This window comes from Methanosarcina sediminis (assembly GCF_052056915.1).
Classification (GTDB): Archaea; Halobacteriota; Methanosarcinia; order Methanosarcinales; family Methanosarcinaceae; genus MTP4.
On record NZ_CP195119.1, the window covers coordinates 3044248 to 3067583 of the forward strand.

A 23336-nucleotide genomic window follows, 5' to 3' on the forward strand; every position below is an offset into this window, starting at 1 on the left:
GTTATGCTATTGGTTGGACAACAGGTTTGACAAACCGGCCCCCCATCACTTTAAAGAGCAGGTTAGACATCATATATATATTCTAGTCAAGTAAATTATGTATCGTTATTAGATTGAGACAATTCACTTTTATTCGCATATTTATATCGATGATAAGGGGAATTCAATGGAATTGACACTCAAGTTTGGGGAGAATGCCACTACTGCGGATGTTAGAAAGCTCCATGATATGGAATATGTCATATTTGATCGGGAATGGTTTGACAAGGCCGAAGAACGGAACCTGGACATGTACTATATGTTCCGGGACCTTTCGAAAAATGATACGGACCATGAGCTAATAAAAGCTAGTGGGCTCAGGTACGATATTACCCGCATCCCTCCGGACATGCTCGGTTCGGAGTATATCAAAACCGTAGGGCATTACCATCCTTACGTCCCTGGTACGGATATTACTTACCCTGAGGTCTATCAGGTACTTGAGGGGTCTGCAACCTATCTCCTGCAAAAAGTGGATCCCGGGGTGGAGGACAGGGTTCTGGATGTGGTGGTGGTCGAGGCAGAAGAAGGGGATTGCGTACTCGTTCCTCCTGGCTACGGACATGTGACCATAAACGCTTCGGAGAAAACCCTGGAGATGGCAAACTGGGTCTGCAGGGACTTTTCCTCGGTTTATGAGCCGATCAAGAGGCTTTCAGGGGCTGCTTACTTTCTCCTTAAAACCGGTTTCCTCCAAAATCCCCTGTACAGGGACGTGCCCCCTATCCGCTACCTGAAGCCCCGTGACCTGCCCGAATTTGGGTTGTTTTCCGGAAAAGAAATGTATGAACTGGTTCATGATATTGAAAAGCTCAGGTTTTTGACAGCCCCTCAGGACTTTAGCTATTCTTTAGAAAGGGTGTTTTGAAACAGGGATGAAAGCGTCTGAAGTTTTGTTTTTCTCCTCTTCTTTCCTTTCTCCTACACTTACATGGCCTCAGAGTGTTTTCATGTTCAGGGAATAAAGGGGAATCAAGGTTTTCAGCTGGGCTACTAGCACATAAATTATAATAAGTATAAATGCTTTGAATAATCCGGAGGGATGAAATGCAAAAAAATGGATACCGTATTCAGTTCACATCATCCAGAATCAAGGACCTCATGTACAAGACAACCTTTGATCCGAAGGCAATGGACGGGGATGTCATACTTAACCTCTCGATCATCGACAAAAAAGACCTGGACGACGTGCTGGGAATCTTCAAGATGGTTATCTCCAGCGGGCTTTCGGTAACTCCTTACATAAAAATAGTTTCGGAAGGTGAATCCATCGGAAAGATGACCATAGGGGAAGGAAAAGTAGGGGTCGGGACCGTCTGCAGCATAACCATTGACGGCGTGCTCCTGAAGGCGGGAATTCCCATAAACCCCAAGCTGGGGGGAGTGGTCCAAATCCGGAACGGGACCCCTGTCCGCTTTACCGATGTGCTGACTTACGTAAGCACCACTGTGGACCCCCTGGAACTCCTGATGTCCCAGGGAGTCACTTCCGTGTCGGATATGCTCAGGACAGGCTCAGGTAAGATCCTTGCAAACCTCAGGGAAGCCCCCATGGTTGCCAGGGACGAGATCGAAAGCCGTCTTTCCGATTTAATGGACGCTGGCTTTAGTGGAATCCTTGAAGTCGGGGAACCCAATACCCGTGTTCTGGACGTTCCTATTGAGAGGGACCACCTGGGGATAGTTGTCATAGGCGGGACAAACCCGATGGCTGTGGTCCAGGAGTACGGAATTTCGATTGATACCAGCGCAATGTCCCAACTCATCTCTTTCAGGGAGATGAGCAGGATCGAAGACCTCGTTTGAGTTCTTTTTGCCTAATTCTTTTTTGGTTTTCAGGGCAAGCAGGGCTATTTTTTACCTGGCATTTGCCCTCTCCTTCAACTGCCCCCCGATAAAGAGGTCCAGTTTTCGGGTAAATTCTTCTTTTGAACTCTCCGGAATCGTTGCCCCGGCTGCAATGTCGTGTCCGCCCCCGGCCCCGCCGACCTCTGCAGAGATTTTTGTCATGGCTTCCGAGAGGTTAATCCCCCGCCGGATCAAATCCTGGGTGCCCCTTGCCGAGACCTTGACGCCTCCTTCGGTGTTTGCAAAAGCAATAATAGGCAGGTTCCGGTTCCGGACAATGGTTGAACTCATCCCGGCAATAATTCCTACGATTGTTTCCTTTATCTCTGAGCCTGCGTCGAAGTACTGGATGTTTTCAAGTTCAGTGACCCCCTTCTCCTTGACAAAGACAAGCCCGTTCACGAGGTTTTGCCTGTGTTCCGCAAGCAGTTCACGGGCTTTTTCGTAGGCTTCTTCCCTGTCGCCCATGCAGACCGCAAGCCCTATTTCGGCATGGTCGTAGCGGGCTGTGGCGTTGAGGAGGGTGGAAAACTCGGAAGCATCCCTCATTTCCGTGCCTTCCCGCTCTTTCAGGAGGACATAGACCTCCCCAACCAGCCTTTCGATCTTGTAGGAGGGAATCCCGGCTTTCAGGCAGTACTGGATAAGCCCTGAGACGATTTTTTGCTTTTCAGGGGTTTCCAGGTCGATCCAGCGTCTCCAGCGCTCGTCCTGGCTGAAGCGGATATTCAGGTCGTGCAAAAACCCGATGCAGCCTTCCTCATTACCTGTAAGCCCGGGGAGGTAGGGGTCTGAGGAATACTGGAGCAGCTTGAAGATCGGGCGGGTCTGTTTTCCAAAAAGGGTCAGGTCTTTCATGAACTTAAGGCAGCCTCCTCCAACTCCCTCTTCCAGGATTTCCCGGTTGATCCCTACAAGCTGGCCCATTTTCATGTGCTGCATGTCCCCGATTGCCCCAACTATTGCGAGTGTGGATAAGTCACGGTTTTTTCCCAGGGCCGAGGCCAGGAGATAGGTACTGCCCGAGCCGCTAAGTTCATAGGAGCCGTTTGCCCCGAAGAGGTGTGGGTTCAGGTGGAACTCCAGGTCTCCCTGGGGCTGGTGGTGGTCTGAGACAATAGCCTGGATCCTGCGGGCTTTTATCTGCTCGCACATCCCGCTGCCCAGGTCCGTAAAGACGACAAGTTCGTGGTTCTCGTCAGCAATCTCATCCAGGGCTGTTTCGTTGAGCTGTTTTACAAAGCGGGCGCTGTACTCGAATCCTCCCCTCTCAAGGGCGGTGCAGATTATACCTGCTGAGGTCAGCCCGTCGGCGTCGATATGGGATACCACATGGACTGCCCTGTGTTTTTTTATTTCTTCAGCGCACTTCTCGGCTCTTTTTCGGAGTACTTCCATTTGCTCAGACATCGTTCCTCTCAACTCATTCTTTTTGCCGTTTTCTTTCTGGTATTTTTCTTTTTGCTGCGTTTTTTTTGTTGCATTTTTTATGGGGTTTTTCTCTGGGGATTTTGTTATTTTTTGTTTTTCATCTTTGATATATTTTTTCTGTTGTGCTCTCTTTGCTATTTTTCTTCTACATTTTTCTGAAGGGTTTTAGCCCTCTTTTTTGTGAGGCCTTTCAGGTCTCTTTCCTCTCCCATTCCAGGGGCTCGATTCGGTAGTTTTTCCCCTCTCTTTTTATTTCCGGGAACTCCTGGATTTCCCGGACAGTGAATTTGAGTTCTTTCGCCAGGAAACGCTTTTTCAACTCTTCCCAGGGGATCATGTAGGCTTTCCTGCCTTTCCCTGCCCCGAAGCGTAGTTCTACTGCAAGGTATCCCCGTCTTCCGGATTTGTTCAGGTAGTCGGAGATCCTCTGGATCTGGTGGGCCCCTTTTTTATCCACGGTAAAATGCTGAGAAAAGTAGAGGGCGTTTGCTCCCTTCTCCACGGAGATACTCTTGCATTCTATCCCCAGGTAATAATCCGGGTTAAGGGAATCTACAAGTACGTCCAGGAACTGAGGGGTGAACCTGTGCTGCTTAAGCCGGTAAGAAATGGCTCTTATGCCTTTCTCTTCGATAAAAGTATTAAATGAGTGTACAAGTACGCGTTCGAACTCTGTCATAAAATTCCCTTTTTTGTTTTGTACTATCCTACTTAGATTTTACTTATTCAGGAGTTACTTATCCAGGGGCTACTTATTCAGGAGTTACTTATACTCTGGGTATCCGTTTCCTGTATGCCCGTGTCATCATGAGGGAGTTTCCTGTTTTTGTCATCCGCTTTATCGTTTTCTTTATTGCTTGCTTTATCGGTCACTCTATTATATGCTTCATTTTCTTCGGTAGGTTCAGTCTTTATCATCTGTACGAAAAGAAGGGACGTCACGCTCAGTACTGCGCCGATGATAAAGGGAATTTTCCAGTTTAGCATCCAGAGCATCCCCCCGAAGACGGGGATCACGACTGCGGAAATGTGGTTTATGGTGAAACCAACAGCCATCGAGGGGGCTATGTCTTTCGGGGCGGCTGTTTTCTGGAAATATGTATTGATTCCCATTGCGAAATGGAAGAAGATATTGTCAAGGACATACAGTAATGATATGACCCCCCGGTTTTCAATAAAGGCATAGCCGAGGAAGATAATAACCATGGAGGAGTACTCAATCGAGAGCATTTTCCTTTCTCCAAGCAGGTTTATCCCCTTTCCTATGTATGGGGTCAGCAGGTAAGTTATGATGTTGTTTATGATAAAAAGGACCGTGATATCCTGCACCTCAAAACCGTATTTGGTGACCAGCATAAAAATGGCAAATACTACGAAGACCTGTCTTCTCGCCCCGCTCAGAAAATTAAGTACGTAAAATAACCAGTACCTGCGTTTGAGCACTATTTTCTTTTCCTGGGGAGTTGTGGCTTTTTTTGCAGGATTTATGGAGGATGCATAGACTCCTCCTGCAATCACGAGGAGCCCAAGAAGCATGAGGTTCTCTTTTATTCCGAGCTGGTTTGCAAGTAACCAGATGGCTGCTCCGACAGTGATGTTTGCGACAGCCTTGTAACTTCTTAGTTTCCCCATGACCAGTGGAGCCTCATTCATTGTAAAATATTGAAGTGAAAGGGAGTTGCTGGTAGTCTCAAAATAATGGAATCCGACGGACATCACGAATGTCGTGAATATGAGCCCATTGTACGAAGGAAAGATGCCTGTCAGAAAAATTCCCACTCCCAGGCAGGACACCGAAATAGCCGATAACCTGTGCTCCTTTATCACAAGAAGTACGTATATTACAAGAAAAGTCAAAAAGCCGGGAATCTCCCGGACTGACTGGATTACTCCTACCTGATAACCATTGATTCCAACCACATCAACTGCAAAATTATTAAAAATGGTTCGCCAACCCTGAAGCCCTATTGCCGAGAAAAGTGCAAGGAGAAGGAGGTAATTGTACATTGGATTTTTCTTAATTTCTTCCATATTCATGGGCAGGCAAACTCCAGTAGAAATTTTCCCATAATGGACCCCTCGGGCATCATCGATAACTATGCCGATTCTAAATATTTCGGTTCCGACTTCAGACCGGGCATGCAAACTTTTGAAATCGAGGCCTTAAATTGCATGTAAATCCAAACGAGATGTTAAAATGCCTTTATGGTTATGTCTTTAAAAAATCCGTTTGAACGAAAAATTTAACACAAAATTTGAACGAAAAATTTAACACAAAATTTGAACGAAAAATTTAACACAAAATTTGAACACAAAATTTGAACACAAAATTTGAACGCAATATTATATAAAATATCTAAAGTCCCATCTAAAAAGAGAAATAAGGTGCCGATCAGGAATGACCGGCTTTATTTTTAATTTCAAAATTTTATTCTAACCTTGCATTCAGTTTGACATGATGAAGGTTACGAAGTCCGGGCTGAGCCTGGTTTCCCTGACAAGCCTCTCGATGGTCTCTTCGTCGGAAAGGCCTTCTTCCTTGAGCTCGCCGATACGGTCAAAGACGTGCTGGGAAACTTCGGAGTATTCGTTAATGTCCTTCCTGTGGCCCCATACATCGCCTTCGAGTAACGAAATTCCCTGCATTGAGAGGTACATCTGTGCAGAGCTGGAGATTGTTCTCTTGTAAGAGCTGGGGATGTGGATCGCTTTTATTTCAGGACATTTCATGATAAGTTTGAAAATGTCCTTGTTGGACGGTCTGAATGCGAGGTGGACAATTTCTTCATCGTTTTTTAAGGTGTCAATTTCTTCTTTTGAACTTACAACTCTAATCTTCATTTTTATCACCGTTCTTTCCAGGATTTCCTGTTTTTTGGGTTTATTCAATTTTTTTGGGTTTTAGGGATTTTAGGGATTTATTGGGTTTTAGGGATTTTTGGATTTTTTAATGTTTTTTGAGCTATAAGGGTTTTAAGGGTTTAATAGCTCTATTTTTTTATTTTGGGAGTTTTTAGGTTTTTAAGGACATTATGGGTTTTAATATCCTTTTTAGATTTGTTTGTTATTTTGGGGTTTCATAGGCCTGTTTCGGGTTTTCAGGTTTTGAAGTTCCGAGACCTCTTACCCATTTTTTACTTTTGTTTTTGAGAGATTATAAAGTCCTAAACCGGAGTGCCCAATTCTCGAGTCCGCATTTTCACGTCTCGTTTCCTGAGATTTGCGGTCTTTTCCGGACCAGACTTCTAGTTTTTTTATACGGGAATTCCCATAAACTTCATAATTATTTTATATGATTTGTGAAAGTACGTCTACCATATCATATCATACTATTTAAGATTTTTCTGTAATGCTTTCTATTAAAGAAAGCAGTTCTAATTTTGTGGGACGGGGAATTCTCTCGTGTTTAAGAATTGTTTCTGGTAAAGCTGCTTAGTGTTCTTTCTGGCGCTTTTGTTCCACAAATGAGGGCTTCTTCTATCATTTCTGGAGCTTTCAACAACTTTACTCGGGTTTCAAGGGTCTTTTAAGACCGTTTTTCAGATTGTTACTCAGGTTGGTATGCCTGCAGTAACCAGCATTGTACACTGGCGCAGATTTTTTTTCTATTTTTGTAATATTGTTGATATGTTGGCTTACTTTATTTGCAAAGTACTATTTATATTTTTACATCAATTATTTTTGATAAATCTTATATATTTGAAATTTTTTTCAGTAAGTGGAGAGGCATTTCTCCTCATTTCTCTTATTTATCCCTTCAATAGGTGTTGTTTTTTTAATCTTCTGAATCTTTGGAATGAAATTCTTTTTATTCCTGAGACTTTTTCATCTTTCCACAAACTAAATAACAATTTATAGTTATAAAAATTACTTAATAAATTTTTTGGTAGGATTTTGCAGCAGAAAAAAGAAAAATGTATTCCAGTCAATAAACTATATATTGAAAATATGGGGGTGGAATCCCCTAAAGTTTGTGAAGTAAAGGCACAGGGGCCGGATTCCTCCATACTGTTTCAGATTTTAAGATTTTTCGACATATACCTGCCTTCAAGGGCATATCCGAATTTCCTGTAATATTCCCTGGCTCCTATCCCGCTGATGATGGACAGTTTACGGTATCCGGCGTTATATGCGATTTCCTCTGCATGTTCGAGGAGCTCTTTTCCGTATCCCCTGTGCTGCCAGTCGGCCCCTTTTGCCCCTTTTCCCACGGGCACCATTGAGCCGTAGACGTGCAGTTCCCGGATCAGGGCAGCGTTTTCCAGTTCCCTTCGGTGGGGGAAAGCAGGGAAACGCAGGCGAGTAAAACCTATCAGGACGTCAGCTGTCAGGTCTTCGAAAGCTATGAAGTGCTCCTTGCCTCCGCAGGCTTCATAGGTTTCCATTGTGAGTTCTATGTCTTTCTCATGTACCTGCTTTCCTTTCAGGATGTTGTGCCCGACTTCTCTACAGCGGATGCAGCGGCATTTTCCACCCTTTTCTTTCAGCCGTTCTTCTGCAAGCTGCCGGATATTGCTCTTCCGGACCCCTGCAAAGATCTGTTGAGCGGGGATGTCGCGCTGGATGCGCTGGAGCCTGACCCATTTTGGGAGGACTGCTTTTATGTCTGCAATCAGTTCCACGGCATCCTCGTCGGAAAGCGCCTCATATTCCCCGGCTTCCCAGAGCCTGTAAAGAGGTGTTCCCTCTGTTACAAGGGTGGGATAGATCTTCAGGTAGTCGGGCATGAAGCGCGGGTCTTCAAAGAGCTTTTTAAACCCTTTCAGGTCCCGCTCCGTATCCATTCCCGGCAGGTGCGGCATCATGTGGAAGCCAACCTTGAAGGCGCTGTCTCTCAAAATCCGGTTTGCCTCTACGATCTCCGCAACGCCATGCCCACGCTGCATACGGGTTAACACGAAATCGTATACACTCTGGACGCCTATCTCAACTTTCGTCCCTCCCATTCTCAGGAACTCATCCACATGCTCTTCCTTTGTCCAGTCCGGGCGGGTTTCGAAGGTAATGCCCACGTTTCGGATTGCCGCAGTTTCATTTGCCTTTTGCACTTCCTCGAGCGGGATGTAAGGGACAGCGGTTCCGATGGCAGCTGCTTTCTCTCTCCATTCCGTTCCCGTAAAATCGTTCATGGCTTCCAGGCAGCGTTTTGTGAACCATTCCTGGTAGTCGAGGCTGCGTGCCGAAAACGTGCCTCCCATTACGATTAGTTCTACTTTCTCCACGTCGTGCCCGATTTCCTTAAGCTGGGCAAGCCTGGAGTGTACCTGCATGTAAGGGTCAAACCCATGCCGTATCGCCCTCATGGCGGCGGGTTCTTTGCCCATATAACTCTGGGGGGATTTAAATACGGAATTCGGACCCCCCGGACAGGGCAGGCAGACTCCGTGCGGGCAGGGGGCAGGGGAAGTCATCACTGCAATCACCGCAACCCCTGAGATGGTCCTTACAGGTTTCCGCCTTAAAAATTCCTTTGTCACGGCCTGCTCTTCCGGCGTACCCTGCACTATAATGTCCCCGTTCCGGGGCAGGCTTGCCAGATGGTAGCGTTTGCTGACGTCTTTTTTTGCCCTGTTCAGCTGCTCCTCGTCTTTTATCCTGCCTGCCAGCACCATCTCAAGGACTTCCCGGCAGGCTCTGTTAAAATCATCCTTTTTCGTTTCAGATATCATTTTTCCGGTCTCCGGGATTCCCGGTTCACTCCTTTCCTGGTAATTGCAGTTTCAGGGGGAACCTGCATATGCTTGGGGAATGTGTGTCTTTTTTCCATTACCTTTCCCCAATTTTTTTACATCTCACTTTTGAGGAATTACTTTTGATGAATTAATTCGAAAAGTTATTTTGAAGCATTTATTTAGGAGTTATCGGTGATTCTGATTCCACTATCTATAAGTCTCGAAAGTAAATATTTACACTTACTTTATAACCACGGAATACACGGAATACACGGAAATATTGTGCCCCTATTTCCTTTATTCCGTGTTTTCCGTGCTTTCTGTGGTTTAACTTTCACTTGAGTTTTCCAAAAAAGCCGGGGTTTTGTCCTTCCGGATGAAGGCAGCACCCCGTAAATGTGTAAATAAATCCAATTATGTACTCAATATTGTGTGTTCTGCAAATCTGCCGTTAATACCTGGCTGTTTAACAGAAGTTGAACCCTATTATGAATGTGCCCTGTCCTTTTCCTGTCTGCAGGCCCATCTGCTCTCTTATGTATTCATCCGTGGGTGTGGAAGGCGATCCGAGTACAACATTGGTCACTCCGCAGGCACACTCGACCTCCGGGCATTTCTGGGGGGGGAGGACCACGGTGAGGGGTTCTTTCTTTGCGTCTTTTGGTTTGGGGACTGCATTTCTGTAAATCACGAGGTTCCCCATGACCATCATATCCTTACATTTTTTGCATTCTTCAAGCTTTTCGGGGTCGTAAACGTCTTCTCCTACCTTTTCCCCATACTGCATGAGCACAACGTTGGACCCTTCCGGCCAGACATATTCCATGTTAGTTGTGAAAGCGATGATTACCTGACAATTGAAGACCTCCTTTATTCCCCGGTTGTCTCCTATTCCGAGGCCCATCAGGACTGCTCCTTCGGCTTCCTTTTCAAGCGCGAGAATTTTCTCCCTGTCCTTCTCCGTAACAATATATGTGTCCTCTACACCTTTAATGGCTTTTATTTTGCACTGGACATCTTCTATGATCTCTTTATTTTCCAAATATAGGTCCCCTTGTGTTTTTAACTTGGTTATGGATTCAGAGGTATTCAATAGAGGTATTCAATAACGGCATTCTAAATAGAGGTATTCGATATATGCTATTAATATAATTTTTGAATATATTAACATTAGGTTGCTGCACCTTTCGGTTACTGAAACTTTAGGTTACTGCATCTGGCTGCATTGTATTATACTACAGTTCTCATGATTTTATTATTACGAATATATTATATTTTTTCTCTCATCTTACCTCAAGTTCATCAACTTATTCATTTATTCATTTCTATAATATTTTCTCTGAACTCCCATATACCGCATTAATTCGACAATTTCCGAAATTTTAACGACAATACTTTCAGTTCCCAACTGTGCAAATAATTGTGTTTAAAACATTTTTTATTTTTATAATCTGAATTCGGTTTTTTTCTCCTATCGTTTTTCTTTTTTTCAATTTATGCTATAAAATCCAAATTCAGTATGCTTTGATTTCAGGTTGTATTCCGTATATTTCGCCGGCTATTTCTACCGGCATCTCGATAGTTCGGACCTGGCCTGTCAAAGAAGATTCAGAATTACAGATATAATACAGATATAATATAGACATAATACACAAAGAAGCACACTCATAGGCGGCATACTGTAATTACGTATGGGCATGCCATTGATCTTCCGGATACTCTAATATCCAGTGTGCCGTTCCCTGTGTAATTATGGGGTATACTCTGTACCTCTGATTTATCCCCGCAGGTCCCATACTCCTCAGGTCCGGTTTGCCCCTTCACAGCATAAGATCTTCATAGCTTACAAATTTTAAAAACAAGTCTGTCCTCAAATTCTTTTGCTCTACTCCCCTCAAGCACACAACCTTTTTTCAATAGTATTTTATAAGTATTTCGAATTTAATCTGTTTGTTTACCCCCTGAGATTATTCTTTTTCGTTCCTTTCGACATTTACCGTCATTTGTATCGTTGTTTTGCGCTTTTCCTGTTTAATTTCTCATATATTGACCACAAAAGATTTAATAATGCAATTGTTTTATAGAACACTTGTAATCCAATTTGAAGGGATAAGGAGGGTAACGACTCCACTTCGTCAATAGACGAATTCCCATCCGTCTAATTTGGTGAAGACCGGTGAAACCCTTAAAGTGTTAAATCCCAACACTCCTTCTTACATACAGTATATTTTAATAAATACGGAGGAAACAACAAATGAAGAGATTTGCAGCAGTATCACTGGCTGCCCTCATGGTCTTAGCTGTATTCGCATCTTGCGCAAGTGCAGCAGATTCCGTTGAGATCCGCGGTCCAGTGTACAACGGAACAAGTCTTGCAGATATTGTTCCTGTTTCTATGGATGCTAACTCATTTGCAGCATTCTACTATGACCTTGACGAAGGTACCCAGACAGAAACCCTCTCGGTTTTATCCGCTGATGACAGCGACACAATCCCTGAAGGTGACCTTGTCTACAACACCAAGATCACATTTGTCGATTTCGAATATGCTCCTGGCTTCACTGCCAGTGACGCTGACAATGCAACCAAGCAGTTCCCTGTACTCGGCTTCTTTGCAGAGGCTTTCATCCCTCTCGATGAAGCAAAGGCAGACAAGCTCGCCAAGCTGGTCATGGATGACGACGAGAAGTACACCCTGAGAACCGGCGAAATCCTCGACCTCGGTGAGGGCTATGCCCTTGAAGCCAAGCAGGTCGATGTTGACGGTGAGAAAGTCTGGCTCGAGTTCACCAAGGACGGCGAATTCATTGACGACGAAATCATTTCCGTCGCAACCGCAGACGACACCGGCGACTGGGTCGTTGACCTTGACGACATTGAGGACGAAGACGATGTAATTGTCATGAGAGTTCACGTCAACCAGGTCTTCCAGGGCGCAGTCGACAGCATTGCCCAGATCGAAGGTCTCTGGCTCATCGACTTCGAGAATGCGATGACCATCGAGTCTGACGATGAATTCGGAGAGCTCGAAGTAACTATCAGTGGAGATACTCTCAACCTTGAGAGCACCGACGATATCACCCTTAACAAGGATGACACCGAAGAGATCGCTGAAGGCATGTCCTTCCTTATCGCTGACACTCCTGACGACGAATTCAGGTTCTATGTATTCAAGGAATTCACCGAACCCGGCACCTATGAGATCAGAGGTAGCGTCGTTGACAACAACGAAACCAGCACCTGGGAATGGAACTCTTCCACCTTTGCTGGCTTCTACTACGACATTGATGACGATGTAGGTACCGAGGAGCTTAAGATTCTCTCTTCCACCGGAACCGACACCGTGGAAATCGATGACAACCAGCTTGTCTACACCACCACCATCGAGAACGTTGACTTCGAATTCGCACCTGGTTTCACTGCCAGTGACGATGACGCTGCAACCAAGGAGTACCCTGTACTCGGCTTCTTTGCAGAGGAATTTGTTGCAATCGACCCCGCCAGCGCTGACAAGCTTGCAAAGCTGGTCCTCGACGATGACGAGAAGTACACCCTGAGAACCGGCGAAATCCTCGACCTCGGTGAGGGCTATGCCCTTGAAGCCAAGCAGGTCGATGTCGAAGGTGACAAGGTCTGGCTCGAATTCACCAAGGACGGCGAATTCATTGACGACGAAATCATCTCCGTTGTCGCAGGCGAAACCGGCGACTGGGTCGTTGACCTTGACGATGTTGAGGATGAAGACGATGTAGTTGTCATGAGGATGCACGTGAACCAGGTCTTCCAGGGCGCAGTTGACAGTATCGCTCAGATCGAAGGTCTCTGGCTCATTGACTACGAGAACGCTTTCACCATTGAGAATGACGATGAATTCGGCGAACTTGAAGTCACCCTCAAGGGCAAGACCCTCGAGCTTTCCAACGATGACTCTATCACCCTGAACAAGGATGACGACGAAGAAATCGCTGAAGGCATGTCCTTCAAGATGGCTGACAACACAGAAGACTTTGTCAGGTTCTACCCATTCGTTGAGGTAACCATCGAAGGCGCTGAAGAAGACGTTGACGATGAAGAAGACGTTGAAGAAGAACCTGTTGTTGACGAAACACCTGTTGACGACAACGTAACTGTTGACGAAGAACCTGTTGTTGACGAAGAACCTGTTGTTGACGAAGAACCTGTTGACGAAGAACCTGAAGAACCTGAAGAACCCGCACCTGGATTCGGATTTGTCTTCGGACTTGCAGGACTTCTTGCAGTAGTCTACCTCGTTAGGAGGAACAACTAAATCTTCTGAATGAAGGGTTTTCCTAACCCTTCTTTCTTTTACCTTTTTTTCATTGCTTTTTCTTAGATACCTTTAAATTCAGGCGCTTCTTTTAAATTGATCTCATCCATAGGATTCTATATTCCGATTAAGGATCAAGGTGAAATTATGAAAAAAAGTATGGTTTTATTATCTGTACTTGCGGTTTTGATGATGGCTTTTTCAGGCTGTGTGGACGGTAATGACCTCGCAGTCAACGGGACAGACACGGATTCCCCGGAAGCAAATGCAAATGTCAGCGTGGATATGGGCACTGCTGATATGAGTGCAATTGACCCCGCTCCCGCAGGTTTTGAATATCTTGCATCCCTTCCGCTTTCTGCAGCTGACATTAAACAGGATTATGAAGCCGACAATGTTTCGGGAGTCCTTGGCGGATCCGAAGGCATGTACAAATATTCCGACGGGAATGATTTTTACGTAGATGTAATCGAATTTGAAGACAGTACTGCCGCAGAGGAGCTCATCTTCGAATACAAATCTTCCTTCTCACCGTTGAGGACCGGCTCCCGGTTCGTTGAAGAGTCCTTTAACGGGCATTTCGCGACAAAAATTACCGAGTATTCCACAATAGGTGGAGAACAGGTTCCCAGATACTCCTACATCTGGCAGCATGAAAACTACGTGTTCGTGGTCTATGGGAACACCGATGACGCTTCGCTGGTTAAGGAACTGGCAATAGCTACTGGATATTGATATCCGAATTCCTCAGAAGCTTAACTTATTATTAGAAGTCTCAACTTCTTCCGAAGCTCTAATTTCTTAATGAGTTGGCTTCTGACCCCACTTTTTTCTTTATTTTTTCAGGTATTTTTTAGGTTTCGACAAACATCGAATCTTTTTTGGATTTCGACAAATATCGAATCTTTTTTGGATTTCGACAAATATCGAAGAGGTAGAAACAGTGTTATTTTTTCCTGGCTTGATGTATAATCGTTTATTGTAGCGCAGACTGAAGCGAAACTGCAGTTGTAAAAAACAAGCACAAGCTGAGAATATTCATAAAAGGATATTAAAAGGAATCTTATTAATCCCTGTATAAAATAGTAAAAAAGAAAAGTACGTTAGAAACGCACTTTTTTGGGTATATTTTTGCTGCGAGTTCTGCTTTCTATCAGGTTTACCCTGATTTACTCACTTGCCAGCTTTCCGGCTCACTCACTTTACCAGCAGCATTCCTTTTCCGCCTGCGTTGACATCGCCAACGAACTTGCGGTAGGTTATGCCTTCAACTTCCTCGGTCCCGTCTTCCTTGTAGGAGGGGAGCATATCAGAGATTTCGCCTTTGATGATGACGGTCCCGTTCTTCATCTCGCTTGCGGGCATGGTGGCGTTTCCTTCGATGACGATTGTGCCACCGTTGTTTGAGACTGCGGGAAGGAGGCCGACGTTTCCGGTCACGAGGATTTCTCCGCCGCACATGTGCTCGCCGAGGTAGTCCCTTGCGTTCCCGTTGATGGTGATCTTTCCTCCGCGCATGCCGCAGGCTTCTCCGCGGTATCCGGATCCCACATAGTAGGTGGCGTTTCCGTTGAGGATTATCTCTCCGCCTTTCATCTCGCAGCCGAGCCAGCTGTCAGCGTCGCCATTGATGACGATCTTTCCGCCTTTCATGCCGAACCCGCAGTGCATGTCCACGTTGCCGTTGATTTCTATTTCTCCGGCGCTCATGCCCTGTCCGATTCTCTTGACCCGGAAGACGTCTCCTTCAAACACTATTTTTGTGTTTTCTGCGGAGTCACTGCCCTCAACTTCAACCGTAAAGAAGTCTCCGAGAGGACACTGCCCGTTTCCGTACCAGACGAGAATGGCTTCGATTTCTTCCTTTGTCTTGCCTGCGAAGTTGTCCGGGGTTACGGTGTCAGCTTCGATAGGGATCTTATTGGCCTGTTTCAGGGAAAGTTTTACTGCCTGCATTTAGAACACCCCCTCCGTGCTGATTTCTACCGGGTTTGGCAGGTACGAGTCCTCTACCATGTAGTTGGATTTGCTCACGGTGTAGTACTTCTTGAACTTAATATCAGTGTCCTTATTCATGGCACTGTCGATATCTGCCGGGACTTTTGCGTTTACCCAGTAGGTCCTGCCCATCGGGGTGGCTTCGATTTTCCCGTCCTTGACGACGACCTTTCCGTCTTTCAGGGTGTATGTAGCGCCGCTAAAGGCCTGCTTGACCTTCTCGTGCTCAACGGAGGGGTCAATGTCGCCGGTGATGATGTCGTAGATTGCAACGTCCGCATCGGAACCTACCTTGAGGTTTCCTTTCTCAGGCCTGCTGTACATCTTCGACTGCATGCTCCTGGTCATAATCGCAAGTTCATAGAAACTCAGTTCCCTGTCGAGTCCGGGGAGCACCATTCTGTCCAGTGCCATCTTGCCGAAGCCGGAGATGACCTGTTCCCTCTTCTTTGCACTCATCAGGTAAGTGAAAGCTTCAGGGTAGTTCACGAAGGAGCCGCCGTTCGGGCTGTCAGTGGTAAACATGATCTTCCAGGGGTCTTCTACGAGCAGGGCCAGTTCGATCCCTATTGCCCACTGAACGGCATTTATGAAGCTCTTGGGGGAATATGAGAGGGGAACAACACCCGAAGCGTCTTCCAGCTCGATATCCTGGTTGCTCCACTTTTCGTGCAGCATCCGGGAGTTTGCATACTCCACGGGGCCGTCGGCAGTCATGGTTACTGCAGGGCCGAAGATGACCTGTCCAAGGTCGAAAGTCAGGTGGTTCGCACCGTTCAGGTAGTCTGCGACCATCGGGGCTCCCGTCTCGAAGTCCCGCCAGGAGGTCCCGGCGTAAGCGTTGAACTGGACATGGGTTACGTGGAGAGCCTGCCTGTCCACGACTGGCTTCACCTTCTCGAACATTTTCATGGTCTCGATGGTGGTCTCATAGTTTCCGGGTTTTCCCAGGTTGTTGCAGTGCACATGCACGGAGTGGGGGAGCTGCAGTTTCTCATTGGCTTCGGCAAGCCCCATCAGGATCTCTGCAGGGGTTACGTCGAAGTTCGGGACAGGGTCATAAAGTCCGCTTACGTTCTTACCCCAGCCCCAGGCTTCTCCTCCGCCTGCGTTTACGATCTTTACTCCATAGCCCCTGGAGGCTTTCAGGCCCCAGGCCACATAGGCTGCCAGCTTTTCCGGTTCCTTGTCCCGGATGTACTCCATTACCTGCCAGTTGCTTCCGAAGAGGGAGAGCCCCATCTTGTCCAGGATCGGGATTTCCTTGAACTCTTCGTGGGTGTGCCTTGCGGCAAGCATTGGGATTGCGGCTTCACAGATGGTTGTGTACCCGAGTTTTGCGTACCTGTACCCGATTGCATAGGTATTGGGTGTGTTGTAGCCGACCTGTGCCCTTGTCTTATCAGTCCTTGCTTCGGGGCCTGAGAGTCCCGGCACCAGGTTTCTCCTTGCATCGTTAGGGTTCATAAAGCGCCCTACGTTGATCTTCCCTGCGCTATGGGTGTGCCCGTCAAAGCCCCCTGCCATTGTGAGCTTGCCTGCGGCATCAATGACTTCTGCGCTTTCCGAGACGCTTTCAACGATTTTGCCGTCCCTTATGCAGAGGTCCATGGTTTCACAGTTAATGCCCTGCGCAGGGTCGCAGACGTTTGCGTTTTTAATAAGGATTTCCGACATTCTCATGCACCTTCCTTGAGTTCCCTGACCTTTGCAATCAGGTCTTTTGCGATTTGCTCGTCGGTCTTGAATTCCGTATCAATAAGTTTTTTCATGCGGAGAGGAATTGCGTCCATCCTGTAGGCTGTCCCCTCAGCTTCAATCCCTACCACTGCCGCAGGAATCACCACATCGGCAATTTCGGTTGTCGGATTGGCGTAAGGGTCGATCTGGATAACTGGGATCTTTGCCAGGTGCCTGACGGCTTTTTGTGGGAAGTGTGCTCCGGGATCTGCAGCAGAGATTATTGCCGCATCCGCTTCTTCGCGCACCAGGACGTCATTTGCTCCGGTCTCTCCGGGGTTATAATAGGGGAAGCCCCTTGCAAAGTCAATTGCCATGGGGAAGCCTGTTTCCCAGGTTGCTACCTGCCCGAAACCGGTAACGTTGTAGTGTCCGCGCATTCCGATCATGACGGATTTGGTGTGCTGGTTCAGGTCTGAGATCAGGGAGGAGACCCCATCTCCGTTCTTGTACTTGGAGCGGGACTGTGTGACTCCCATGCCGAAGAAGATGCAGGAGAACTGGGCGTTTTTCAGGGTCTCGGCAAGTTCCAGGATTTCTTCTTTAGAAATACCTGCAACAGTTTCGGGAATTACGTCTTCATGCCCGTTAACTGCGGACCTGAGTGCGGTGATCAGGAGCAGGTCGCTTCCCTGTTCGATTTCCACATACTTGTCGGCAAGCTTTGCGGTGTCGGTCTTCCTGACGTCGATAACCACCATTTTCCTGCCTTTTCTTCCTTTTGTGGAGAAGAAACCCTTTGAAAAGCTTGAATAGCGGCTCATGTGCCTGGGGTGGGCGTGCACGGGGTTGCAGCCCCAGAAGACGATTAAGTCAGCCCGGTTCTTGATTTCTCCCAGGGAAGCTCCCGGAGCTCCTTTCTCCTGAGCTGCAAGGGCCGAAGGGCCGTGGCAGACGTTTGCGGTGGAGTCGATCAGGGCTCCGGTCTCCTCGGCAAGCTGGATGGCTTTACCGATGGCTTCACAGGAGGTGGAGCACCAGCCGTAGGAAAGGGTCCTCCTGGAATTTACGAGGATCTTTGCGGCAGCTTCAATGGCTTCTTCGTAGGGGACGGGGACCAGTTCCCCGTCTTTCCTGATCATCGGTTTTTCGATCCTGTCATGTTCGAACATGCCGACAAACTTGCTGTGCCCGAGGATACAGGCATTTTCGATTTTCGTGATTTTGTTATCTTCAACAGTAACCGTGATGTCGTCGCAGAGGGACCCGCAGAGGGAACATACTGCGTCTTTTATTACTGGCATACTTTTTCCTCCAAGTTTTTCTGGATGTCTCCGGATTCTGGCTGGAAAATTAGTCTTTCCTGTGTGGCGTTTAATCTTCCCTGTACTGTTTCATAAGGGACTTCATGTCCAGAGGCTTCTCTTCTGTGGCTTCGATTTCTGCAGGGACACCTTTTAGCCCCGGCATTCCGCAACCGTGGGTGTCAGGGTCCAGGACTGTGTTTGCCCAGGGGCCCATGGGGATAAAGGCCAGGCCATCGGGATTTCCGTCGTTTGCCTTTGCAAACACCACTACTTCCCCAAAGTCAGTGGTGACCTTCAGGCTGTCTCCTTCGGAAACACCCAGTTTATCGAGGTCTGCAGAGTTCAGTTCGCAGTATGCACAGGCGTCAAAATAGCCCCTGTATGTCTTTGCTTCCAGATGTGCGCCCTGGTCGGCGGTTCTTCCGGATATGAGATTTGCTTTCAATTTCATGGAAATTCCTCATCTGGGGTATAAGGTTTGGATATTATGAGCGGTATTTTATTCAATGAATATTCTATGGCATGTTCCCGAAGCAACACCTGCCAGCCCGAATCCCTCCGAGGTATGTGAATCCTGAAAGTTGGTTTCAGGGGCTTGATTTCGGAATGCTTCTGACCGGTCTCCGGGATGCGGCAAATTTGACGAATACTTGATTTCTTCTGGAATGAATGATATAGGCTCACGAGTTCGTTTTCTTTTGATACGGACCCGTTTGATGTGAGCCTTTTTGATGTGGCTCTTATGTATTGATCATTCATTATAATTTTGCCGTTTATATATATTTATGGCTATTTATATCTCTACTGCTCCTGTACGAATGAAGGTGTGGGAAAGATGTGAGCGAAAACCCGGCTAAAATCGTTTTTTATCCGGCTTCCCTTGCCTTTTTTAAAAAACGGTCCGGATCTCAACAAAATTATCTTCATTATTATATATTAAAACCTTATATGAATCATATTCCAATTATCAGTTGTATTATATATTACTATATTATGTCAATTCTAACATAACGCCTCCCTTTTCCGGATGGAGTCCCTCGAAGACTAGAGCAAGGTCCGCTTTTTCCTTCCTCCTCCTTTCTCCCGTCTCCATCTGTCTATAAAAATTTGCTCCAAATCTATATTTTTTCCATTTTCAATCGTTACCCTTTAATATACCTTCGTACATTTGTGTGTTGCAAGCCCGGATAGCCTAGTCGGTTGGGGCGCCAGACTCATAGGGACCTTTAATATGAGGCGTCTTTAATCTCCTGAGATATCTGGAGGTCGCGTGTTCGAGTCACGCTCCGGGCACTTTTATTTCTTATTTTTCTTCTGCTTCAACTTCTTCACTTTTGTTTTTAGTAAGTATTTTCCTTGCTTTTGCTAATAATGGCAAAATCGGCTGTATTCCGAAGGAAGATACTGTGAAAGGGGTAGATTTGTGTCACTCTAACAGATTTTAATTTTTATCTCCTAATTTTTCCGGGTTATTCTTTTCTTTTGGGCATTTTGCTTTTCTCAAATAAGTTTTCCAGGGCAGAAGTTGGGAATATTATGGGGTTTCAAGGGTTCAGGTAATTATAGGGAAAAGAAATCCTGAATATCTGGTGTAAAAAAGTGATGTAAAAAAGTGATGTAAAAAAGTGATGTAAAAAATTAACGTAAAAAATTAACGTAAAAAATTAACGTAAAAAATTAACGTAAAAAATTAACGTAAAAAATTAACGTAAAAAATTAACGTAAAAACGTATTCGAAAAACTGTTTGGATGAAATATAGGTAGAAATGTTCTGTTGTTGGTTTCTTTCTCTGTCTTTATGCTTTTTTTTGGATGGGTGCTTCCCGCGTCAAGAATTCATTAAAAGGAGAGTAAGTAGTCAAATTTAAAAGGGAGGAATGTTGGTTCCCTCAGATTTTTTCCTTAAATTTTCCTTTTGAAATCTTTTTTTACTGGGATTTATACTAATTAAAAGGTATATGCCAGGGAAATCTCCACCGAGCATTAAAGGGAGAATTGCCTTATCCGGTGAATAATTTCCCTTTTTGTATTGTCATTCAAATTCCGAGTTTTCGAATTCAGGACTTTCGAATTCTGAGCTTTCAAATTCCGGAATCTCAAATTCCGAACCTATAACTCTTATGCTGTCAAAAGGGGTTGCGTTTGCATGTTCTTTTTCTATGCTGCAGATATTGAATACCGCAGGAGGAATGAGACAGTCCTGGGTGCAGTCAAGGGCGCATTCCATGTTGCATTCCGTTTTTCTCGCCATCTCCAGGGCGAGTTTGTCCTGAGTCTCGTACATTTCCTGAAGAGGGAATTCCAGGTGGGAGAGATCCCTGAATTTTTCACAGGGGGTGTCGATTTCGATGATGATTTTGTCTCCTTCAACCCTTCCCATTATTGTATGGGTTATACCGCAGATGTAGGAAGATACTTTCATTTTTGTCATTTTTCGAACCCCGGTATGTTATTATTTTCCAGAGATTAGCCTTTCAGTAGACTTCCCCGCTAATATCGTTTCTCTGAATCTCTTTTGCACTCAGGGACGAGATGTTCCTGAAATCGATTGCTTTCATCGGACAGGCGCGAACACAGCGTCTACAGCTTGTTCCCAGGCAGTCCTGGGTGCTGCAGCTTGCAAACCTGACTCCGTTTTTCTCGATGGTCACAAGGGCATTTTCCGGACATTCTTCATTACAACGTTTGCAGAGGATACAGCCGTCTACCGGGACTTCTATGGTGGTCCCGATTTCCTCTACTATCTGGACGGGTATGCCGCCCGTTTCTTCGATATCTTTTGCAGCTCTCTTTTCCATCACTGCGTCTTCTACCGGTTCCGGGAAGGGAGGGTACTTGTACATTTTCATGAACTTTTTGTATAGTTTCATGGTCATGCCCTCGGTCCAGTAGGAAAGCTCGCAGGTGTAGATGTTCTTGAAAGTCTCGCTGGTGGCCATCATCAGGTGGTCGGCCGTAATGCTCTTTGCAAGGGCAATGACTTCATCGAGCCTGGAATCTTCCAGGATAATTTCTCTTGCAAGGGCGATTGAAGTGTTCCCGAACTGCACGGCTTTCCTTGAGAAATCAGGGCAGGACCCGATTTTCCTGGCTTTCCTGCAGTCCACGTAAGTCCCTGAGGCCCCGGACATGTAGACGTTTTCGAGGTCTTCGAAAGAAACACCTGCTTCCAGCAGAAGGGTAAGCTGAGCTGCCCGGATTGCCCCGATGGCTTTCCCGGCTTCTGAGATGTCTTCTTCCGAGATTTCAATGCCTTTTCCAAGGACCAGCTTTCCGTTGGGGAGTTTTGGGGGCTGTTCCATCAGGCCGGTTTCTATGGCAACGGCAATGACGGCAATCACTCCTGTTCCGGTAATCCCCGCAGCTTCATATTCTCCCTTTTCAATGACTTCTCCGGTGACGGGGTCTATAAGATCTCCTTTCTTACTTTCCATGCTGTTGTCCAGGACAGAAAGTCTCCAGTAGTTCCCTTCGGCGTTCACGTCTGCGATCGCTCCGGGGCTTGCAATCATTCCACAGCTGATCCCCTGCCCTTCAATGGCTGGCCCTGCCGCCGCACTGCCCGTGATGATCCGGTCCCCTACCTTTATTGCCATCTCTGCGTTTGTCCCGTAGTCGGTAACAATGGAAACCTCTTTCTGGTTCAGGAAGTCGGTTTCGATCATCATTGCCAGGGCATCGGCTCCTATTTCGTGGGCAATTGCCGGGGGCACTGTGACCTTACATTTCGGCATTTCCAGTACGCCTTTGAAAAGTTCGGATGCAGGGAAGACCCTGGCTCCCCTTTCTACATTTTCGACCCCGAGCCTTTTTTGCATATTCTTGCCGGCATAGGCCAGGTCCCTTATTTCCGAGTTCTGGAAGAGGGAAAGCTGGATCGGGTTTCCGCATACCACCAGTTTTTCGATGTTTGAAGGGTCCACGTCCAGGGTATCGATGACCTTTTTTACCGCATCCATAATGATGCCGTGTGCAATATCCTGTCCGACTTCAAGGGCGAAATCCAGGTGGTCGATGACGTTTCCTCCGGGAAGGGGGTGTCTCATCGTCATCGCAGTTCTTAATACTTGTTTTGTCTTCAGATCTATAAGCTGTGCTCGAAATCCGCTGGTTCCCAGGTCAAGTGCAATCCCATACATTTTTATACCTCAGCTTGCAGCGATTAAATAATTGAAAAAAATAAACAATACAACCGTGTGCTTTAAGGCTGCCAAAATCCTTTTTGAAGGAGTCTGTGAAATTCGCTACTTCTTGTTTTAGCTGGTTTGATTATTATTCTTTTTAATCTAAAATTTGGGATTGAATATATATAACATAATTCGGGGCCTCTTGTGAGGGACTTTGATTTCACATATGGCTTTGATTTTGCATAAGGCTTTGATTTTTCAAGGGGCCTTATTTTTTGAGGGATGTACTTTTTTGAGGACCTTTGATTTTTCAGATCTCCTCTTTTTTTAGAGCCTCACCTCGCAGGATGACTCCGGCAGCGGATGAAAAAAAGTATACAACAATTGAATTCCAAAAACAGATTTTTAGATTTTTTGAATTTTCTCTGTTCTATTGCAAAAAAATAATTTTTTAATTTTCATTATAAAAATCGGGGTGTAGTTCTTAAAAATATCTCCTGATTTCTCCCCCTATTTTTCCTGCAGTGCCCCTTTTGCCTGTAGATGAGGCGAAGGAGCACTGCCGGTTCAAAAAAAGTTTTTCAGGTTTTTCGATATTCTCCATCCCGGTAAATGGCAAAAGGGTTCCTGGAGTGTATCTTTTCCTGATTTTTAAGGTTCAGGTGCCCCATGTGGGGCCTGGAGGTATGCGGCTCTGGGCACTGAACTTTTTTTGCCTCATTTTCCGGCTGGCATTTCCTGGCAAAATGGCAAAGCCAGGTTTTACTCGCTCGGTTTTGAGGCACTTTGTGGATATAGACTGTCCTTTTTCCGGCAGGTACCTTGAAATGGCAAATTTGTACCTTTCCGGACAAGGCGTTGCAGGTCTAACTCACTATTTTTGGAATAGATGAACAATGCCCATAGAGAGAGGGATTTAAGGCATTGTCATCAGCGTGATTTATTT

Annotated in this window: 18 protein-coding genes and 1 tRNA gene; 6 read left to right on the forward strand and 13 right to left on the reverse strand. The window is 46.0% G+C overall.

Annotated features, from left to right (window positions below):
• The first annotated feature begins 166 nt into the window (after nt 1–166).
• Nucleotides 167–907: a glucose-6-phosphate isomerase family protein gene (locus ACSAZK_RS13250; protein ID WP_440954577.1), complete on the forward strand. Its 741-nt coding sequence runs from the start codon at nt 167–169 to the stop codon at nt 905–907.
• 179 nt (nt 908–1086) lie between these two features.
• Nucleotides 1087–1845 carry a DUF128 domain-containing protein gene (locus ACSAZK_RS13255; protein WP_048180746.1) on the forward strand — a complete coding sequence of 253 codons (759 nt, stop codon included), beginning with the start codon at nt 1087–1089 and terminating at the stop codon, nt 1843–1845.
• Between the two features lie 51 nt (nt 1846–1896).
• On the opposite strand, the gene ACSAZK_RS13260 is transcribed toward ACSAZK_RS13255, so the two are convergent.
• The 6 genes from ACSAZK_RS13260 to ACSAZK_RS13285 all read right to left on the reverse strand — a co-directional run bounded on the left by ACSAZK_RS13260 (nt 1897) and on the right by ACSAZK_RS13285 (nt 10032).
• A complete protein-coding gene (locus ACSAZK_RS13260; RefSeq protein WP_440954578.1) occupies nt 1897–3297 on the reverse strand; it encodes a DHHA1 domain-containing protein in 1401 nt (466 codons plus the stop codon).
• A 211-nt stretch (nt 3298–3508) separates the two neighbouring features.
• Nucleotides 3509–3997 (reverse strand): hypothetical protein, encoded by a 489-nt coding sequence (locus ACSAZK_RS13265; RefSeq protein ID WP_440954579.1) that lies wholly within the window; start codon nt 3995–3997, stop codon nt 3509–3511.
• A 77-nt stretch (nt 3998–4074) separates the two neighbouring features.
• A complete protein-coding gene (locus ACSAZK_RS13270) occupies nt 4075–5349 on the reverse strand; it encodes an MFS transporter (RefSeq protein WP_440954580.1) in 1275 nt (424 codons plus the stop codon).
• 414 nt (nt 5350–5763) lie between these two features.
• Complete coding sequence (locus ACSAZK_RS13275; RefSeq protein ID WP_048183701.1) at nt 5764–6159, reverse strand: DUF1699 family protein; 396 nt, start codon at nt 6157–6159, stop codon at nt 5764–5766.
• 1172 nt (nt 6160–7331) lie between these two features.
• Entirely contained in the window at nt 7332–8987 is a 1656-nt protein-coding gene (locus ACSAZK_RS13280; protein ID WP_440954581.1) for a tRNA uridine(34) 5-carboxymethylaminomethyl modification radical SAM/GNAT enzyme Elp3, read from the reverse strand.
• A 469-nt stretch (nt 8988–9456) separates the two neighbouring features.
• On the reverse strand, nt 9457–10032 hold the full coding sequence (locus ACSAZK_RS13285) for a hypothetical protein (protein WP_440954582.1): 576 nt from the start codon (nt 10030–10032) through the stop codon (nt 9457–9459).
• A gap of 1212 nt (nt 10033–11244) precedes the next feature.
• Between ACSAZK_RS13285 and ACSAZK_RS13290 the strand changes: the two genes are divergently transcribed.
• Together ACSAZK_RS13290 and ACSAZK_RS13295 are read left to right on the forward strand one after the other, a co-directional pair.
• A complete protein-coding gene (locus tag ACSAZK_RS13290) occupies nt 11245–13278 on the forward strand; it encodes an S-layer protein domain-containing protein (protein ID WP_440954583.1) in 2034 nt (677 codons plus the stop codon).
• Nucleotides 13279–13425: 147 nt separating this feature from the next.
• Nucleotides 13426–14013, forward strand: coding sequence for a hypothetical protein (locus tag ACSAZK_RS13295; protein ID WP_440954584.1), 588 nt, complete (start codon nt 13426–13428; stop codon nt 14011–14013).
• A 462-nt stretch (nt 14014–14475) separates the two neighbouring features.
• Here ACSAZK_RS13295 and ACSAZK_RS13300 read toward each other — a convergent pair whose 3' ends face one another.
• From ACSAZK_RS13300 to ACSAZK_RS13320, 5 genes are all read right to left on the reverse strand, one after another.
• Nucleotides 14476–15234, reverse strand: coding sequence for a formylmethanofuran dehydrogenase subunit C (locus tag ACSAZK_RS13300; RefSeq protein WP_440954585.1), 759 nt, complete (start codon nt 15232–15234; stop codon nt 14476–14478).
• Nucleotides 15235–16953: a formylmethanofuran dehydrogenase subunit A gene (locus ACSAZK_RS13305; protein WP_440954586.1), complete on the reverse strand. Its 1719-nt coding sequence runs from the start codon at nt 16951–16953 to the stop codon at nt 15235–15237.
• 2 nt (nt 16954–16955) lie between these two features.
• Complete coding sequence (locus tag ACSAZK_RS13310) at nt 16956–18260, reverse strand: formylmethanofuran dehydrogenase subunit B (protein WP_440954587.1); 1305 nt, start codon at nt 18258–18260, stop codon at nt 16956–16958.
• 70 nt (nt 18261–18330) lie between these two features.
• A complete protein-coding gene (locus ACSAZK_RS13315) occupies nt 18331–18714 on the reverse strand; it encodes a molybdopterin dinucleotide binding domain-containing protein (RefSeq protein WP_048180715.1) in 384 nt (127 codons plus the stop codon).
• Complete coding sequence (locus tag ACSAZK_RS13320) at nt 18711–19022, reverse strand: hypothetical protein (RefSeq protein WP_440954588.1); 312 nt, start codon at nt 19020–19022, stop codon at nt 18711–18713. Before ACSAZK_RS13320 ends, ACSAZK_RS13315 begins: the two co-directional genes overlap by 4 nt.
• Before the next feature lie 422 nt (nt 19023–19444).
• Here ACSAZK_RS13320 and ACSAZK_RS13325 point away from each other — a divergent pair.
• Nucleotides 19445–19556, forward strand: a tRNA-Met gene (locus ACSAZK_RS13325).
• A gap of 739 nt (nt 19557–20295) precedes the next feature.
• Here the strand turns inward: ACSAZK_RS13325 and ACSAZK_RS13330 are convergent.
• Both ACSAZK_RS13330 and ACSAZK_RS13335 read right to left on the reverse strand, forming a co-directional pair.
• A complete protein-coding gene (locus ACSAZK_RS13330) occupies nt 20296–20694 on the reverse strand; it encodes a DUF6951 family protein (RefSeq protein ID WP_440954589.1) in 399 nt (132 codons plus the stop codon).
• Between the two features lie 43 nt (nt 20695–20737).
• Complete coding sequence (locus tag ACSAZK_RS13335) at nt 20738–22402, reverse strand: methylamine methyltransferase corrinoid protein reductive activase (protein ID WP_440954590.1); 1665 nt, start codon at nt 22400–22402, stop codon at nt 20738–20740.
• A 521-nt stretch (nt 22403–22923) separates the two neighbouring features.
• Between ACSAZK_RS13335 and ACSAZK_RS13340 the strand changes: the two genes are divergently transcribed.
• On the forward strand, nt 22924–23283 hold the full coding sequence (locus tag ACSAZK_RS13340; protein WP_440954591.1) for a hypothetical protein: 360 nt from the start codon (nt 22924–22926) through the stop codon (nt 23281–23283).
• The last annotated feature ends 53 nt before the right edge of the window (nt 23284–23336 follow it).